The 16,384-nt window shown below is 75.6% G+C and carries 18 protein-coding genes; 10 read left to right on the forward strand and 8 right to left on the reverse strand.

Annotation, left to right across the window (positions count from 1 at the left end):
* A partial coding sequence (locus tag IE245_RS36820; protein WP_229851173.1) for a hypothetical protein occupies window positions 1-970 on the forward strand: 970 nt, incomplete at its 5' end.
* Window positions 971-975: 5 nt separating this feature from the next.
* On the opposite strand, the gene IE245_RS09515 is transcribed toward IE245_RS36820, so the two are convergent.
* Window positions 976-1,287: a hypothetical protein gene (locus IE245_RS09515; protein WP_189946319.1), complete on the reverse strand. Its 312-nt coding sequence runs from the start codon at window positions 1,285-1,287 to the stop codon at window positions 976-978.
* Between the two features lie 252 nt (window positions 1,288-1,539).
* Here IE245_RS09515 and IE245_RS09520 point away from each other — a divergent pair, with 252 nt between their 5' ends.
* From IE245_RS09520 to IE245_RS09530, 3 genes are all read left to right on the forward strand, one after another.
* On the forward strand, window positions 1,540-2,847 hold the full coding sequence (locus tag IE245_RS09520; protein WP_189946320.1) for a threonine synthase: 1,308 nt from the start codon (window positions 1,540-1,542) through the stop codon (window positions 2,845-2,847).
* A 191-nt stretch (window positions 2,848-3,038) separates the two neighbouring features.
* The gene (locus IE245_RS09525) at window positions 3,039-3,215 is read left to right on the forward strand and encodes a hypothetical protein (protein WP_189946321.1); all 177 of its coding nucleotides are present in this window, start codon (window positions 3,039-3,041) and stop codon (window positions 3,213-3,215) included.
* 386 nt (window positions 3,216-3,601) lie between these two features.
* Window positions 3,602-4,102: a GNAT family N-acetyltransferase gene (locus tag IE245_RS09530; protein ID WP_229851174.1), complete on the forward strand. Its 501-nt coding sequence runs from the start codon at window positions 3,602-3,604 to the stop codon at window positions 4,100-4,102.
* A gap of 22 nt (window positions 4,103-4,124) precedes the next feature.
* Here IE245_RS09530 and IE245_RS09535 read toward each other — a convergent pair whose 3' ends face one another.
* On the reverse strand, window positions 4,125-4,715 hold the full coding sequence (locus IE245_RS09535) for a YdeI/OmpD-associated family protein (protein WP_189946323.1): 591 nt from the start codon (window positions 4,713-4,715) through the stop codon (window positions 4,125-4,127).
* A 250-nt stretch (window positions 4,716-4,965) separates the two neighbouring features.
* Between IE245_RS09535 and IE245_RS09540 the strand changes: the two genes are divergently transcribed.
* Window positions 4,966-5,877, forward strand: coding sequence for a carbohydrate kinase family protein (locus IE245_RS09540; RefSeq protein ID WP_189946324.1), 912 nt, complete (start codon window positions 4,966-4,968; stop codon window positions 5,875-5,877).
* A 39-nt stretch (window positions 5,878-5,916) separates the two neighbouring features.
* Here IE245_RS09540 and IE245_RS09545 read toward each other — a convergent pair whose 3' ends face one another.
* Both IE245_RS09545 and IE245_RS09550 read right to left on the reverse strand, forming a co-directional pair.
* A complete protein-coding gene (locus IE245_RS09545) occupies window positions 5,917-7,206 on the reverse strand; it encodes an ATP-binding protein (RefSeq protein WP_189946325.1) in 1,290 nt (429 codons plus the stop codon).
* A gap of 185 nt (window positions 7,207-7,391) precedes the next feature.
* Window positions 7,392-7,829 carry an SPW repeat protein gene (locus tag IE245_RS09550; protein ID WP_189946326.1) on the reverse strand — a complete coding sequence of 146 codons (438 nt, stop codon included), beginning with the start codon at window positions 7,827-7,829 and terminating at the stop codon, window positions 7,392-7,394.
* A gap of 178 nt (window positions 7,830-8,007) precedes the next feature.
* On the opposite strand from IE245_RS09550, the gene IE245_RS09555 reads away from it, so the two are divergent.
* Window positions 8,008-8,373 (forward strand): cupin domain-containing protein, encoded by a 366-nt coding sequence (locus IE245_RS09555; protein WP_189946327.1) that lies wholly within the window; start codon window positions 8,008-8,010, stop codon window positions 8,371-8,373.
* A gap of 168 nt (window positions 8,374-8,541) precedes the next feature.
* Here IE245_RS09555 and IE245_RS09560 read toward each other — a convergent pair whose 3' ends face one another.
* A complete protein-coding gene (locus IE245_RS09560) occupies window positions 8,542-10,377 on the reverse strand; it encodes a glycoside hydrolase family 15 protein (RefSeq protein WP_189946328.1) in 1,836 nt (611 codons plus the stop codon).
* Between the two features lie 304 nt (window positions 10,378-10,681).
* Here IE245_RS09560 and IE245_RS09565 point away from each other — a divergent pair, with 304 nt between their 5' ends.
* Both IE245_RS09565 and IE245_RS09570 read left to right on the forward strand, forming a co-directional pair.
* On the forward strand, window positions 10,682-11,194 hold the full coding sequence (locus IE245_RS09565; RefSeq protein WP_189946329.1) for a DinB family protein: 513 nt from the start codon (window positions 10,682-10,684) through the stop codon (window positions 11,192-11,194).
* Between the two features lie 7 nt (window positions 11,195-11,201).
* Window positions 11,202-11,591: a nuclear transport factor 2 family protein gene (locus tag IE245_RS09570; RefSeq protein ID WP_189946330.1), complete on the forward strand. Its 390-nt coding sequence runs from the start codon at window positions 11,202-11,204 to the stop codon at window positions 11,589-11,591.
* Here the strand turns inward: IE245_RS09570 and IE245_RS09575 are convergent.
* The 3 genes from IE245_RS09575 to IE245_RS09585 all read right to left on the reverse strand — a co-directional run bounded on the left by IE245_RS09575 (window position 11,582) and on the right by IE245_RS09585 (window position 13,142).
* Window positions 11,582-11,950 (reverse strand): hypothetical protein, encoded by a 369-nt coding sequence (locus IE245_RS09575; RefSeq protein ID WP_229851175.1) that lies wholly within the window; start codon window positions 11,948-11,950, stop codon window positions 11,582-11,584. The genes IE245_RS09570 and IE245_RS09575 overlap by 10 nt on opposite strands.
* 44 nt (window positions 11,951-11,994) lie before the next feature.
* Window positions 11,995-12,393 (reverse strand): nuclear transport factor 2 family protein, encoded by a 399-nt coding sequence (locus IE245_RS09580; protein WP_189946331.1) that lies wholly within the window; start codon window positions 12,391-12,393, stop codon window positions 11,995-11,997.
* Between the two features lie 311 nt (window positions 12,394-12,704).
* Entirely contained in the window at window positions 12,705-13,142 is a 438-nt protein-coding gene (locus tag IE245_RS09585) for an OsmC family protein (protein ID WP_189946332.1), read from the reverse strand.
* A gap of 339 nt (window positions 13,143-13,481) precedes the next feature.
* Here IE245_RS09585 and IE245_RS36825 point away from each other — a divergent pair, with 339 nt between their 5' ends.
* Together IE245_RS36825 and IE245_RS09595 are read left to right on the forward strand one after the other, a co-directional pair.
* Window positions 13,482-13,868 carry a cyclin family protein gene (locus IE245_RS36825; protein ID WP_229851176.1) on the forward strand — a complete coding sequence of 129 codons (387 nt, stop codon included), beginning with the start codon at window positions 13,482-13,484 and terminating at the stop codon, window positions 13,866-13,868.
* A 145-nt stretch (window positions 13,869-14,013) separates the two neighbouring features.
* Entirely contained in the window at window positions 14,014-16,383 is a 2,370-nt protein-coding gene (locus tag IE245_RS09595; protein WP_189946333.1) for a molybdopterin cofactor-binding domain-containing protein, read from the forward strand.
* The last annotated feature ends 1 nt before the right edge of the window (window position 16,384 follow it).

Raw genomic sequence — 16,384 nt, forward strand, 5'->3', positions numbered from 1 at the left:
CGAGGTCGGGGCCGGGGCCGTGCCGGCGGCGGCCACCCCTGTCCGGGACGAACCTGACGAACCCGTGGACGTCGAGCCGGCACCTGTGGTCGAGCCCGCGCCGGAGCCGGCGGACGGGGAGGCGGACTCCGGGGCCGGGCCCGAGGCGGAGGGGGAGGGGGAGGTCGCCTCCGTGTCCCCGGTTCGGGACGACGCCGACGGCGGGCCCGCCTCGGCGGATCCGGTCGCGCCGGAGCGGAGTGGATCCGCTCCCGGGATCGCGCGCGAGGCCGTGCCGCCCGCGCCTGCGGCGGGTGCCGGGCCCGAGGCGGGCGCGGCGGAGGTTCCCTCGCCCGTTCCGCCGGTCGCCGCCGAGGCCGAAGAGGCTCCGGGGACCATGAAGTCGCTGCCGTCCGGCGGGAAGGGGCAGGCGGGGAGCGTGCCGGGGCCGGGTATCCCGCCGATGCCTTCGACTCCTCCCGCCGTGCCCGCCGTGCCCGCCGGGGCAGCCGGGGCAGCCGGGGCCGTGGATCCGCGGCGCGCCGGGTACGGGCAGGCCGCGACGGCGGGGCCGGCCCCGCACGATCCGCATCCCGCGATCCTGTCCGCCGCGATGGCAGGGCGGCACGCCGAGGCCGCGGAGATGGCGGCCGCGTGGGAGCGGGACGCGCTGCGGCGGTTCGGGCCCCGGTCGGCCGAGGCGGTGCACTGGATGGAGGTCCGCGCGGACCTCGCCCGGCTGGCGGGCGAGCCGGCCCGTAGCTGCGAGCTGTGGCTCGCCGTCGCCGAGGCGCGGCTCGGGCTGCGCCAGCAGCCGGACGACCGGGACGTCGAGGGCGCGGTGGACCGGGCGCACCACCAGTGGGAGCAGATCACCGAGCCGGCCCGGGCCCGGGCCCTCGGCCCCACCCTCTTGGCGCTCCGCCGCCGTGTACCCGGCCGCCGCCCCGGCGCCCTGGAGGCGCTCCGCCGTCGTATGCACGCCCGCTGACGGGCCTACGCACCGGTCCGGGGGAGTCGCAGCGCCGCGCGGACCAGCGGGACGTCGACGGCGGGAACGGCCAGTTCCCAGGAGCGGTCGGCCGCTTCGACGGTGAGCAGCCGGAAGGCGCGCCGGTCGACCGCCGGGCTTCCCGGGCCGTCGGCCGGCCCCTCCCCGCGGACGCGGAGCGGGCCGGTCAGCGCGACGGCCCGGCCACGCCGGCCGGGGAACCGGTACGGCCGCCACACCACCGGTGACCGCGCGCCGGGGTCGAGGACCAGCGACCCCGGCCGGAGGCGTCGCCCGTCGCGCACGAACGCGGACATCTCGCGCCCCTCGCCCGCGCGCAGCGCCGCCACGTCGGCCTCGGCACGGGCGCCGCCCCTTCCCGTGGCCCTGTCGAGCAGCCTGCCCGGGCTCCGGAGAAGGTCCAGGAACGTCACCGTGCCCGCGGCCCGTCGGATGGTTTTCCGTCCCACTCGTCCCCCGCCGTCCCCCATTGCGCCTCGTCATGTCCCGACGCGTGGGCGCCGGGGCCGGACTGCCGACGCCTCGCGGCGGCCTGACAGGATGTCGGGATGCCATCCGCCGCCTCTCTCCCGGACGCCTGGCTCCGGGGGGCCGTCGCCGACCCCGCCGCCCCTTCCGGCGTCCTGACGCGGCTGCTCGACCCCGCAGGAAGGTTCCTCGTGACGTCTCTCGCCCGTTTCCAGCGGTCGCTCGCCGATCCGTCCGTGCGCCATCCGCTGTGGCCGCCGCTGACCGCCGGGTGCCCGGTGACGTCGACCGACGAGGTCGCGTACCCGCTGGAGGTGGAGTACGACTACGACGCCGTCCCGGCGGACCTCTTCGCCCGGCCCGCCGCGCACGGGCTCGAACGGTGGGCGCCGCTGTCGCCGCCGCTGGCCGCGCCGGGACTGGGGGAGGGGAACACGCCGCTGGTGGAGCTCGCCGACGGCGTGTGGGTGAAGGACGAGTCGCGCAACCCCACGTGGAGCCACAAGGACCGGCTGAACCGGGTGGCGGTCAGCGCCGCGGTGGCCTCCGGCGCGCGGGGCGTCGTCGTGTCCTCGTCGGGCAACCACGGTGCGGCCGCCGCCGCGTACGCGGCCCGCGCGGGACTGCCGTGCGCCGTGTTCACCTCGCCGGACGCGCCGCCCGCCGTCGCCTCCCACCTGAGGGCCTACGGCGCGACCGTGCTGACCGTCCCGTACGCCTCCGTACGGCCCCTGATGCGGCGGATCGTCGACGAGCTGGGCTTCCAGTCGGTCAGCAGCGTCACGGACTCCGCGCACACCGGGCACTCGTTCGGCCCGGAGGGGTACAAGACCATCGCGTACGAGATCGCGCTCGCGCTCGGCAGGGCTCCCGCCGCCGTCCATGTGCCCACGGGGTACGGCGAGTTGCTGTTCGGTGTGGCGAAGGGATTCCAGGAGCTGGCCCGGCTGGGGGTGACGGACGCCGTGCCCCGGGTGTACGGCGTCGAGCCGGCCGCGGCGGGCGCCCTCACCGAGGCGCTGCGGTCCGGCCGCCCGGCCGCCCGCGTGCCCGTCGGGCCGACCGCCGCGTACGCCATCGACTGCGAGGTGAACAGCTACCGGGGGGTCCTCGCGATCCGGCGCACCGGCGGCGCCGCAAGCACGGTGACCGACCCCCAGCTCGTCTCCGCGCGAGAGGAGTTGGCCGCGCAGGGCATCTGGTGCGAGGTGTCGGCGGCCGCCGGCCTCGCCGGCCTGCGCGGGCACGGACCGGATCCGGCGGACGAGGAGGGGCCCGTCGTCTGCGTGGTCACCTCCAGCGGGTACAAGGACGTGGCCACGGGGCGGACGGCGGTCGCGCCGATGGACGCCGACTGGGACGCCGTACGGGCTCTCCTGAAGGTCTGAACGCCGCCGGGGGAGGGTTCTTCCTCACCGTCCTCGAAGAGGGGGAGGGCGGTGGTCCGACCGCGCGGGGGCGTACGGGACACGCTGGAGATCACCGGCGGTAAATCCTTTCATGCGCAGGGGTGGGAGTGAGGTGGCGTCACGTCAGGCAGAGGGCAGGCCTGTTCCGCCGCCCCCGTCGGAGGTCCTCCATGCGCCGCACCGCCGTCCCGTTCCTCGCCGGAGCACTCCCCGCCGGTGCGGTCGCCCTCCCCGCCACCGCGCAGGCCGAGCCCCGGGACGTCTCGGCGGGCGTGCCGCGGCCGGTGGTGTTCGTCCACGGCCGCAATGCCGGCCCGGCGTGTGGGGGTCGCCGGCGGAGCGCCTGACCGTCGCCGGGACGCCCGCCGACCGGATCTTCGCGTGGAGCTACGACTGGTCGCAGTCGACGAACGAGGTGCTCGCCGGCCGGCTCGCCCCACCACGCTCTGGTCCGCCGGCGACGGCCGGATCATCCCCGCGAGCAGCACCGCCCTGTCGGGCGCGCGCACCGTGCAGGTGGCCGACAGGGGCCACGACGACCTGCTCGGCGACGCGAACGTCGCCGAGCGGCTTCTCGCCACGCTCACCGCGCCGGGACCCGCCCCCGCGGATCCTGGTGATCATTCCGGGGCCGGCGACCGCGTGCAACCGCGGGGGACCGGGCCGAGCGTCCGGAGCGGCGCCCCGGAGCCGGTGCGGCGGTGCTGTCGTCGGGGCTGCGATGATCGGAGGCATGACCGTCTCACCGGCCCGGCGCCCGGCCGCCGCGCTCCGCACCGAGCGGCTGGAGCTGCGGCCCGTGCGGAGCGCGGACGTCCCCGCGGTGACCCGGCTCTGGACCGATCCGGAGGTGCGTCGCCATCTCGGCGGGCCGGTCATCGACTCCGTCGTGCGGATCCGGCAGCGGCGGATCGTCGGCGCGCCCGGCTGCCACGCCGTCGTGCGGGCCGGGGACGGCGTGCTGCTCGGGCTCGTCACCGTGGAGGCGGCCGGGCGCGGCGGCGAGACCGAGGTGTCGTACCAGTTCCTGCCCGAGCACTGGGGGAGCGGCTACGCCCGCGAGGCGGTGGCCGCGGTCGTCGCCCGGGTCCTGGAGACCGCGCCGAGCGTCGTCGCCGTCACCCAGGAGGAGAACCACCGCTCGCGTCGCCTCCTGGAGGCCGTCGGCCTGGGACACGCCGGATCCTTCGTGGAGTGGGACGCCCACCAGGTCCTCTACCGCCGCCGCGCCTGAGCGGCGCGGCCGGAGGATCCCCTCAGGGGCCGCCGCCCTCCGCCAGCCGGGTCACCGCCCGGTCCAGGCGGGCGGCGCGGGTCTTCGCCGTCCTGGCCTGCCACAGGCCGAGGACGATCAGGTAGCGGTCCGTCTTCCCCAGCGCCTCGAAGGCGCGGGCCGCCTCCGGGCGGGCCGCGAGGGCCGTCGCCAGGTCGTCGGGGACCGTCGCGTCCTTCTGGGAGGGGTACGCCGCCTCCCACCGGCCGTCCGCCCGCGCCGCCCGCACCTCCGCCAGGCCCGGCTCGCGCATCCGACCTGCGGCGAGCAGGTGTTCGACCTGGCGGACGTTGACCTGGGACCACAGGCTGCGGGGCCGGCGCGGGGTGATCTTCTGGAGGTACGAGCGCGCGTCCCGGGCCTTGCGCTTGCCGGTGATCCAGCCGTACGCCAGCGTCGCGTCGAGGATCTCGTCGGCCGTCGGCGAGGGCAGACCGCCGCCCCTGCGGCCCAGCAGCAGCCAGATGCCCGCGGTGTCGCCGTGGTGCGCGGCCAGCCACTCCTCCAGCTCGCCGCAGTCCTCGAAGGCGAGGACCTCCAGGCCCTCGTCCGTACCGACCGGTTCCACGGGCATCCGCCTTCCCTCGCGTCGCGCCCAAGATCCCAAGATATCGACACCGGTCGGGTGCCGCCGCGCGTGCGGGGACACCCGGATCCGGGGCGGTCCGGGGCTTCCTCCACGGGCGCGGCATCATCGACCTGACCGACCCGCCCTCCGACCCCGCTCTTCGACCCCGCCCTCCGACCCCGAACCACGCCCCGGCCCCGCGTACGTGTCCGTGCGGGCCGCCAGGACACCCCACGCCAAGGAGCCGTGAATCCCGATGTCCTTCCTGGTGATCGGCGAGTGCGTCGCCGACATCGTCCGTGGCCCCGGCGCCGCCGACGTCGTCCACCCCGGCGGCAGTCCCGCCAACGTCGCCTACGGCCTCGCCCGGCTCGGCCGTGCCACCACCCTGCTCACCCAGCTCGCCGACGACCCCTCCGGGCGCCTCATCGCCGGGCACCTCACCCGCGCGGGGGTGCGCCTCGCCGTCGGGGGCGCCCCCGCCCGCACCCCGTCGGCCGTCGTCTCGCTCGACGGGGGCGGGCAGGCGACGTACGCCTTCGACATCGCCTGGACCCTGAGCGCCGAGGAGCCGCCGGCGACTCCGGAGCCGGTGCGGCACGTGCACCTGGGCTCGATCGCGGCCGTCACCGACCCCGGGGCCGCCACCGTGCTCGCCCTGACGGAACGGCTCCGGGCCACCGCCACCGTCAGCTACGACCCGAACGTGCGGCCCGCCCTGATGGGGGAGCACGGGGCGGCCGTGGCCCGGGTCGAGCGGTGCGTCGCCCTCGCCGACGTGGTGAAGGCGAGTGACGAGGACCTGGCCTGGCTCCATCCGGGCGAGCCGCCGGCGGCGGTGGCCGCGCGCTGGCTGGCGCTCGGGCCCTCCGTCGTCCTCGTCACGCGGGGAGGGGACGGGGCGCTGGCCGTGACCCGGGAGCACTCCGTGGCCGCCGAGGCGCCGCCCGTCGCCGTCGTCGACACGGTCGGCGCGGGCGACTCCTTCATGGCGGCCGTCCTCGACGCCCTCGCCGGCCGCGACCGGGCCGCGCTCGCCGCGCTCGGCCCCGGCGACCTCGCCGGGCTGCTGGCCCGGGCGGGCGCCGCGGCGGCCGTCACCGTCTCCCGGGCCGGCGCCCGGCCGCCCGACCGGGCGGAGCTGGACGCGGCGCTCGCCGACCGGTGACGCCGCGCGCGGAGGTCCGGGCGACGGCCGCGGTCGCCGTCACGTGCGGGCGTGGCTCGTGATGTCCTCCGCGAACCGTTCGACGAGCTCCGGCGTCACCGTCGGGCGGGCGGCGGCGATCGCCGCCAGGTAGTCGGTCGTGCGCGCGCCCGGCGCCGCGACGTCCGGGCCCCGGCCGCCGGGGGCGACGAGGTCCCGCTCGAAGGAGGCCTGCGCCGCCACCCGGGCCGCGTGCTCGATGTCCGCCGGGGTGAACAGGTCGCTGGCGAGGACCAGTCCGTCGATGTCCACCTCCGGGCGGCCGTCCGTGTAGCGGGACCAGATCGCCGCCCGGGCCGCCTTGTCCGGCGTACCGATCGGGATCAGGTAGTCGAAGCGGCCGGGCCGCAGGAAGGCGGGGTCGAGGGAGCGGACCGAGTTGGTCGCGCACACCAGGAGCCGCTCGTCGCCCTCCCGGAAGCCCGGGATCAGCTTGAGCAGTTCGTTGGTGACCCCGTGCAGCCCGCCCGGCTGCGCCGGCTCGGAGCGGACCGGGGCGATCTCCTCGACCTCGTCGATGAAGACGAGGACCCGGTCGAGCTCCGCGATCCGCGCGAAGGCGGTGCGCAGCGCCGCCGCGAGGTTGCCGCCGTCGGCGAGCCGCGACGGCAGGATCTCCACGAACGGCCAGCCGAGCCGCGAGGCCACCGCGCGGGCGAAGGTCGTCTTGCCGGTGCCCGGCGGCCCGAAGAGGCAGATCGCCCGGGGCGGCCGGACTCCGTGTCGGGCCGCCCGCTCCGGCTCGGCGAGCGGCAGCACCACCCGCCGCTCGATGAGGTCCTTCTCCCGCTCCATGCCGGCCACCTTCGCCCACAGGTCGCCCGGCAGGAGCCGGCCGCCGAGGTCGTCGAGCAGCCCGGCGGCGGGCCCGTGCAGCGGCTCGGTCTTCTCGAAGTACGCGACCGCCGGCCGGCGCGTGTACCCGGCGTTGAGGAGTCCCTCGCCGAGCAGTTCCTCCTCGGGGAGCACGTACGCGATCCTCCCCACCCGGGCGGCGACCAGCTTCCGCTCCAGCTCCACCAGGAGGGCGCTGGCCAGGCCCCGGCCGCGCCAGCCCGAGGCGATCGCCACCCGCATCACCCAGGCGCGCTCCCCGGAGACGCAGGCGAGCGCCGCGCCGATGGGCATGCCCTGGTGGACGGCGACGACGGCCGGCTGCCGGGAGGTGAGCGCGCCGATGCACTCGGCGAGCGAGAAGACGGACTCCTGTCCCAGCTCGGCCGTGGTGTCGATCAGGTGGACGACGGCGGCGAGATCGTTCTCGCGGTAGTCGTGGATGTGCCAGTTCACCGGTGGTTCCGCCCCTCGTTGCTCGTTGCGGCGAGGCTAGGCGGGGGCGGTGCGGCGGGGCCTGCGCCATCCTGCACAAGGCCCGGTACGGAAACGCGCCGCTTCGTCACTGGGCGGAGCGGCGCGGACACGCGTACGGCGGCGCTCCCGGGGGAGCGCCGCCGTGGGGACGGGAAGGGGGTGCCTCACGTCCGGCGCTTGCTCATCAGCATTCCGCCCGCGGCGAGGGCGAACAGACAGACGCACGCGCCCGCGATGACGTTGCTCAGGATCATGCCGGTGTCGGGGCCCCGGGTGACGATCCACGGCGCGACGATCGTCCAGGCGCCGAGCAGCAGGACCACGAAGTTGAGGTCCTGGGAACGCTCGGGTGCCATCGAAGCGCACAGGCCGAGGACCGCGAGCGCGATGCCGACGACCAGGTTGGTGATGGCCAGCTCCGGCCTGGCGGCCGCGAAGTGGACCGTGTAGGCGGAGATCGCGATCCAGACGCCGGCGAGGATGACGAGTTCCTCGACGGCCGCCACCCCCCTGGTCTGCATGATCTGTGCGTAGCGTGCGCGCATCTCCGTCGCGTCGGGGTGTCCCGCGATGTCACCGTGACGGTGAGAGACATCGGCCATGTGACTCGCCTCCTTGCTTGGCGTGCTGCGTGTCGGACCGCGCTCGCGGCACGAATGCCGCAGTCCCATTGTGCTCTTATATGTTCCTTATGTGAAGTGGAGGCGGGAGCGTCCGCCCGGTGCGGCGTAGGCTGGGAGAGGACTCGGGGAACCCGCTCACCGCCGGGAGGCGGAGACGATGACCGGCATCACGCGAAGAAGTTTCGACCAGGCGGACGAGACCCGTCCCTTCGAGGGCGACAAGGGCAGGCTCGATCTGCTCAGCACGGAGAGCGGCTCCGTCGGACGGGCCGTGTTCGAGCCCGGCTGGCGGTGGTCCGAGCACGTGAAACCGATCGCCGGCACGGACAGCTGCCAGGCGGCGCACGTCGGCTACGTGGTCAGCGGACGGATCCACGTCGTCATGGACGACGGCGAGGAGGACGAGTTCGGCCCCGGCGACTTCATGCAGGTCACTCCCGGGCACGACGCCTGGGTCGTCGGTGACGAACCCTGCGTGGCGCTGGACTGGAACGGCTTCGCCGACTACGCCAAGGCCTCCTGACACCTCCTCCGCCCTGTCGGTGCCCCTCCTCGTGGACCCTCCCCACGGGCGGGGCACGGAACGGCGGGGACGGCCGCGACGGCGGCCGTCCCCGCCGTTCCCGCAGCCGGCCGTCCGGCCCCGGACCCGATCCCCGAAGCCGTCGCCGCCGCCTTCGGGCAGGCGCCCTCAGTCCTGCCGGGCGGCGAGGGCGTCCAGGGCCTCGTCCAGGGTCGTGGCCGCCATGATCAGCGACAGGTGGGTGAACGCCTGCGGGAAGTTGCCCAGTTGCTCGCCGCTCGGCCCGATCTCCTCGGCGAACAGGCCGACATGGTTGGCGTACGTGAGCATCTTCTCGAAGGCGAACCGCGCCTGCCGCACCCGCCCGGCCCGCGCCAGCGCGTCCACGTACAGGAAGGTGCAGAGGCTGAACGTGCCCTCGGCGCCCCGCAGTCCGTCCGGCGCGGTGCCCGGGTCGTAGCGGTGGACCAGGTTGTCCCGGACGAGGCCGCGCTCGATCGCGTCCAGGGTGCTCAGCCACCGCGGGTCCGTCGGATTGAGCAGCCCGGTCCGGGGGACCAGCAGCAGCGAGGCGTCCAGCACGTCCCCGCCGAAGTACTGCGTCAGCGCCCGGCGCCGCTCGCTCCACCCGCGCCGCATCACCTGCGCGAAGATCTCGTCCCGCGCCGCCCGCCAGGTGTCCAGGGCCGCCGGCCGGCCGAACTCCTCCGCCAGCCGCAGCCCCCGGTCGAAGGCCACCCAGGACATCACCCGGCTGAAGGTGAAGTCCCGGCGCCCGCCGCGCGTCTCCCAGATGCCCTCGTCGGGCGCGTCCCAGGCGTCGGCGAGCCAGTCGAGCATCCCCGACACCGCCCGCCACCCCTCGTACGTCGGCAGGATGTCCTGCCCGCCGCCCTGCGCCAGCGCGTACATCGCCTCGCCGAAGACGTCGAGCTGGAGCTGGTCCGCCGCCGCGTTCCCCACCCGCACCGGGGCCGAACCCCGGTACCCCTCGAACTCCGGCAGCACCTCCTCGGGCAGCGACGGGTCCCCGTCCACCCGGTACATGATCTGCAGCGGCCGCCCGCCCGCCGGGCCCGCCGACCGCTCGGCGACCCGCGCCGTCAGCCACTCCGTGAACGCCGCCGCCTCCTCCGCGAAGCCCAGGTCGAGCAGGGCCCGCACGGCCAGCGAGCCGTCCCGCACCCAGGTGTAGCGGTAGTCCCAGTTCCGCTCGCCGCCCACCTGCTCCGGCAGCCCCAGCGTCGGCGCCGCGATCGGCGCCCCCGACGGCAGGTACGTCAGCAGCTTCAGGGTGATCGCCGAGCGGTGCACCATGTCGGGCCAGCGTCCCCGGTACCGCGCGGTGCGCACCCACCGCTGCCAGAAGTCCACCGCGCCCCACAGCGCGGCCTCCGCCTCCCGGAGGTCCGGCAGCGGCGGCGGCGCGGCCTCGGGGCCGTCCACGGTGAAGGACGCCCCCGCCAGCTGCCCCTCGGACAGCTCCAGTCGCCCCCGCACGTCGTACGGCCCGTCCCGCTCCAGCGGCACGTTCGTCCGGAGGAATCCCGCCATCGCCGCGGAGCGGAAGGCCGCCGTGCGTCCGTCGATCCGGACGTCGTGCGGGGTCCGCCCGAAGCCGAACCGGGGCCGGCACTCCAGGGTGAACGCGATGCTGCCCCGGGTGCACCGCATCGCCCGCATCAGGGTGTGCCGGTCCGTCGGCCTCCCGGTCCGGTCCGGCGGCATCCAGTCCATCAACTCGCCCACCCCGTCGGGGGACATGAACCGGGTCACCAGGATCGCCGTGTCCGGATAATAGAGCTGCTTGACCGTCACGCCCGGCCCGTCCACCGAGAGCCGGAAGTAACCGCCCCGGTCGTGGTCCAGGAGCGCCGAGAACACCCCCGGGGAGTCGAACCGGGGCGCCGCGAACCAGTCCACGACGCCCTCGTCCGAGATGAGCGCGGCGGTCTGCAGATCCCCCACCAGGCCGTGCTCGGCGATGAGCGGATAGCGCTTCATCCCTCCACTATCCGCGACCGTCGCCCGGCGCGCGCCCGAGACGGGATGCCGTCGCCGCCCGGCGGGGGCACCATGGACGGAGCGACGACGAACCGACGGGGAGCGACGCGGCACGGCCGGCCCGGGGACGTGCCCCTCCGGGCGCGGCGGGGCCGTGGACGCACGGTCCGCGGGGGTCGGACCGCGTCCTGCCCGCCCGGACACCGAGGGCGAGGAGGCCGTCCGGCGCGAGGGTGCCGGTGCGGCACCGTCCACCCGCTGATATCCCCGCGACCCGACGTCCCCGGCCGGGCAGAATGCCGCCATGATCCAGAACGACCGCCGCACCCCCGTTCCGACCGCCGGCGCCGACGAGCGCGCCACGCTCACGGCCATGCTCCAGTTCCAGCGGGACACCCTCGCGCTCAAGTGCGCGGGGCTCACCCCCGAGCAGCTCAAGGAGCGCGCCGTGCCGCCCTCCGGGCTCTCCCTCCACGGTCTGGTCCGGCACGCCGCGGAGGTCGAGCGCGGCTGGTTCCGGAACGTCCTCGCGGGGGAGGAGAGCCGCAGCCCCTGGACCCCGCCGGGCTCGACCCGGTGGGCCGACTTCGACGTCGAACACGCCGACGCCGAGGCGGACTTCGCCGTCTGGCGCGCCGAGTGCGCCCGCTCCCGCGCGATCGTCGAGGCGGCGGACTCCCTCGACGCCACCGGACGGCTGGGGGAGGAGACGTACTCGGTCCGCTACGTCCTCGCCCACATGATCGAGGAATACGCCCGGCACAACGGCCACGCGGACCTGCTCCGCGAGCGCATCGACGGCGCGACGGGGGAGTGACACGGCCATGACGGAACGTCAGCACCCGGACGTCGCCGAGGCGATCCGCGGCGAGCTCCGCCTCCACGACCCCGCCGTCCGGCTCTCCCGGACGCTCGTCGAGGACCTGTTCGATCCCGAGTTCACCGAGGTCGGCGCCTCCGGGCGGCGCTGGACGTACGAGGAGATGCTCGCCGCCCTGCCCGGCCTCCACGGCGGCGAGGAAGGACCGCCCATCGTCGCCGAGGCGTTCGCCGGGACGGTCCTCGCCCCCGGTCTCGTCCACCTCACCTACGAGACCGTCATCGACGGCCGCCGCGCCCGCCGCTCCTCCCTCTGGCGCCGCGACACCGCCGGCACCCTCCGCCTCTACTACCACCAGGGCACCCCGGTCCCGGACGGCACGCCTCAGCCGTAGGCGTCCGTCACGCAGTCCGCCGCGCAACCGTGCTCGCGGAAGCCGCGGCGGAGGGCCGCCGCCGCGTGCCGCCGCTCCACGTGCGCGTGCCCGTACCGCTCGCGCACCAGCCGTTCGACGGCCTCGACGGTGACGATCGCCGGCTCGCCCTCGCCGGCGGCCCGGCGGGCGGCGGCGATCGCCCGGTCCGCGGCGCGCGTCAGGTCCCGTACGTACGCCCGGTGGGCCATCACCCGCGCCCGCCGGGCGGCGAACGGGCGGGTGGCGCGCCCCTTCCACACCACCCCGGCCACCATCAGCCCGAGCCCTCCGCCGCCCACGATCAGTCCGGCCACGACGCCGCCGACGCTCCACTGCACGATCCGCCGCCCTCCTCGTCCGCAGGGGATCCTACGGTCGCGGGTCAGGCCTGGACGAGATCGCCGTGCCGGTGGACCACCCGCCACTCGCCGTCCTCGCGGCGGTACGTCTGGGTGGCGCGCAGCGTGTAGACGCGGGCCTCGCCGTCCACCGACGCCGAGATGTGCTCGAAGCACGCGGTGTAGGCCATGTCGCCGACGACGTCGTGGCTGAGCACCTCGACGCGGTAGTCGACGCAGTCGGAGAAACGCCGGGCGAGCGCCGTGAACAGCGTGTCCACGTCCTCCTGCCCGACGGCGTTGTACCAGGCCCCCAGCACGCTCACCGGTTCGCGGCGCGACCAGAGCGCCCGGCGCGGTGCCGGGTCCCCGTCGTGCAGCGCCCGCTCGGCGGCCTGGAGGTCGGTCCTGACCCACGTCAGGAAGTCGTCCCGGACGGTCATGCCTCCATGATGGGCGCGCGCCGCCGGCTCCGCACCCGCACCGAACACCGCGCCCACGGCGTGCGGGGCTCGCGACGACTGCCGCTCCGACGGCGCGGCCGCAGGCCCTCGCCGACGCCGTCCACCGCGCCCGGGCCGCCTTCGCCAAGGACCAGGACCCGGGGTGCCGACCGGCCCCGCCACACCCCCGGCGGCCGCGCCACGAGGCTCCGGGACACCGAGAGCCGCGTCGCCGGCGACCCGCTCGCCCGTGTCCGCGCACTCCGGCCGCGCCGACCGGGACGACCGCCGGGGAGCGGGAGCGGGTCCCGTCAGCCCTCGAACCCGACCGTGCCGTCCGGCAGGATCGCCTCCACCCGCGCCCCGTGCTCGACCGTGCGGCTCACCGTGCAGAACTTCTCGTGCGTGAGCCGCACCCCGCGCGCGAACACCTCCGCCGCCTTCGGGTTCGACTCCGGCAGCTCCATCTCGTAGCTCACCCGGATCCGCCCGATCCGCCCCTCGTCCTCCGGCGCCGACACCGACTCCACCACGATCCGCAGCCCGTCGTGCTCGACGGCCCGCGCCGTCCGGTCGGTCACCAGGCCCCCGCAGCCCGCCATCGCCGCCAGCAGCAGCTCCACCGGCGTGAAGGAGGGCTGCGCCCCCTCGTCGTCGGCGGCGGCCATCAGCACCTCCGCGCCCCGGTCGTTGCGGGCGGTCCACCGGCGGTATCCGGTGCGTTCGGTCTCGACGCGGTAGTCGGCCATGGGGTACTCCTCAGCTGCGTACGGACATCTGCCCCGTACGCTACGGCTCCCGGCCCGCCCGCCCCACCCGGCCCCGGACGCCGCCACCCGCCCGGGGCGACGGGACCGGACCCGTACGCGGCCACCACCTCGATGCCGTCGTCCAGATCGAGCAGGGCGCGGAAACCACTGCGGATCAGCGGCTGCCTCGCCGCGACGGCCCTCGGCGCCCGGACGTTCGTCCGTGCCCGCCGCGGCGGCTGACGGCCCCTGCCGGTGCGCTTCCCTGAGTACGGTTGCCGCCGTCCGCTGAGTACACCGGCGGATCCGCCCGGCGCCCCCGGCGGCTGCAATGGGTCCATGAGCCTCCGCACCCCGCGCCGCCCCCGCCCCCTCCGCCGCGCCTCGGCCACCGGCACCGCCCTGGTGGTCGCGCTCGGCCCGGTCGTGGTGGGCGCGCTGCTCGCCCGCTCGGTCGGCGGCGACCCGATGGTCTCGGTGAACGCCCTCATCGCCGGCGGCGGCCAGCGGGCCCGCGTCTCCCGGCACCAGCTGCGCTCCTGCGGGGACCGGATGAACGCCCGCCGCGTTCGGGCCCTGCGCGGCCTGCGCGCCAGGACGAAGCCCCGGGGCGAAGCGTCGGCCGCGTCCGGTTCCCGCACCAGCCGCGCCGACCCGACCGGGCCCACCGCACCCAGGAGCCGCACGATCCGCTCCGGAGCCCGGGGCGAAATCCGGCGGACCTGACTGAAAACGTCTCTGACCAGCGGGGATCTTCGCGGAATCCGCACCGAAGTGGCCCCGCGTCGCCCCGGGATGCGCGATGATCGCGCCCGCACCCGAGGAGGACCGGACCCTCGGGCGGGTACGGCAGCGTCGAAAGGCATCCCTCATGGCCAGGCGGCATCCCGCGCGCGCGAACGAGCAGAGCCCCCCGCCCGCCGTTTCGGCACGGGACGGCGGCGACCCGGCCGGCATCGGCCGGCGCCGCTTCCTCGGCTACGTGCTCGCCGCGCCGACGCTCACCGTCGCCGCCCAGGCAGGCGTCGAGGCCCTCGCCCCCGCCACCGCCGAGGCCGTCGTCCCCTCCCTGCCCGGGCCGGCCGAGATCCTCGACCTCAACGACCTGCTGACCGTGGCCGCGCTGCCGACCAGCCACCTCATCACCCTCCGCCTCGACCCGGACGGCACCGTCCACTTCGCCCTGCCGCGCGCCGAGGTCGGGCAGGGCGTCACCACCTCCTCCGCCATGCTCATCGCGGAGGAGCTGGACATCCCCCTGGAGAAGGTGAGGGTCACGCTCGCCGACGCCCGCCCCGAGCTGCTCTTCAACCAACTGACCGGCGGTTCCAACACCACCGTCTCCACCTACACCCCGATCCGGGTCGCCGCCGCCGTCGCGCGCGGCCGGCTGCTGCACGCCGCCTCCCTCGTCCTCGGCGAGGCCGTCTCCACCCTCACCACCAAGGCGGGCACGGTCCTCTCCCCGGCGGGCGCCGTCCTCGGCTACGGCGAACTCGCCGCCAGGGCCGCCGCCGTGGCGGACTCCGCCGTCACCGTCACCCTCAAGGACCGCGAGGACTTCCGGGTCATCGGCACGTCCCGCCGCCGGCTCGACGCGCTCGACGCCGTCACCGGCCGCAAGAAGTTCGCGATGGACCTCCAGGTCGACGGCGCCCTGCCGACCATGGTCTGCCGCCCGCCCACCATCAACGGCACCGTCCGCTCCGTCGCCAACCTCGACGCCGTACGGGCCATGCCGGGCGTCACCGACGTCGTCACCGTCTCCACCGGCGTCGCCGTCCGCGCCCGCACCTTCGGCCAGTGCGTCGACGCGATCCGCGCCCTCGACGTCGACTGGGGCCCCGGCACCGCCGAGGGCGCCACCGACGCCACCGTCCTCGCCGAGCTGCGCCGCGCGGAACTCCCTCTCGTCGTACCGCCGTTGCCGCTTCTCACCAAGGCCGTCGACGCCCGCTTCACCTTCCACTTCGCCAGCAACGGCGCCCTGGAGACCAACTGCGCGATCGCCGACGTCCGTCCGGACTCCGCCGAGATCTGGGGCTCGTTGAAGGCGCCGATCATCGCCCAGGAGCAGATCGCGCTCCGCCTCGGTCTGCCCGTCTCCGCCGTGAAGGTGCACGTCACCGAGGGCGGTGGCTCCTTCGGCCGCAAGCTGTTCCACGACGCCGCCCACGAGGCCGCCGAGATCTCGGAGAAGCTCGGCAAGCCGGTGAAGCTGATGTGGCACCGCACCGACGACTTCCGGCAGGGGCGTACCCACCCCATGTCGACCTCCCGGGTCCGCGCCACCTACTCGCTCGGCGAGGTGCTCACGTACGAGCAGCGGCACACCTCCGTCGCCACGGACTTCGGGCACGGCATCGGCGAGGTGCTGACGGCGGAGGCGGCCCGGCTGCCGGTCGCCGACCTCACCTTCTCCGAGACGATGTTCCAGCTCACCCAGATCAGCCCCTACCACCTGGGCGTCACCACCCAGCTCCTCGCCGAGACCGACAAGGGCTACAACACCGGCTCGATGCGGAACATCTACTCGCCGAACGTGCGCACCGCCCAGGAGCTCGTCATCGACGAGCTGGCCCGCCGCCTGGGCGAGGACGCCTACGGGCTGCGGCGCCGCCTGATGAAGGAGGCCCGGGCCCGGGCCGTCCTCGACGAGGTCGCGCGACGGGGCCGCTGGGGACGGCCGATGGAGCCCGGCACGGCGCAGGGCATCGCCGTGCACCCCGAGTACCACGCGTACGTCGCCGTGCTCGCCGAGATCGACTGCCGGCCCGCGACCACCGGGCGCACCGTCCCGAACGCGTACACCGGCCCGCGGGTCACCAAGGTGGTCTGCGCGGTCGACGTCGGCCTCGCCGTCAACCCGCGCGGCCTGGAAGCCCAGATGATGGGCGGCATCTCCGACGGCATCGCCCTCGCGCTCACCTCCGGGCTGCACCTGGAGGACGGCGCCTTCCTGGAGTCCAGCTGGGACAACTACTACTACACGCGGCAGTGGAACACCCCGCCGGAGCTGGAGATCGTCGTCATGCCGCCGACGGGCGACAAGCCCGGCGGGGCGGGCGAGCTGGCCGTCGCCGCGGCGATGGCGGCCGTCGCCGGCGCGTACGGCCGGGCGACCGGCACCATGCCGACGGTCTTCCCCGTCAACCACACCGCCCCGCTCGCCTTCACGCCCGCACCGGCCGTCCCGCCGGTCCCGGCCTCCCCGACCGACGGCCGCGACCGCGTCCTCTGAC

The sequence above is a fragment of the Streptomyces roseolus genome, assembly GCF_014649855.1.
GTDB classification, from domain to species: domain Bacteria; phylum Actinomycetota; class Actinomycetes; order Streptomycetales; family Streptomycetaceae; genus Streptomyces; species Streptomyces roseolus.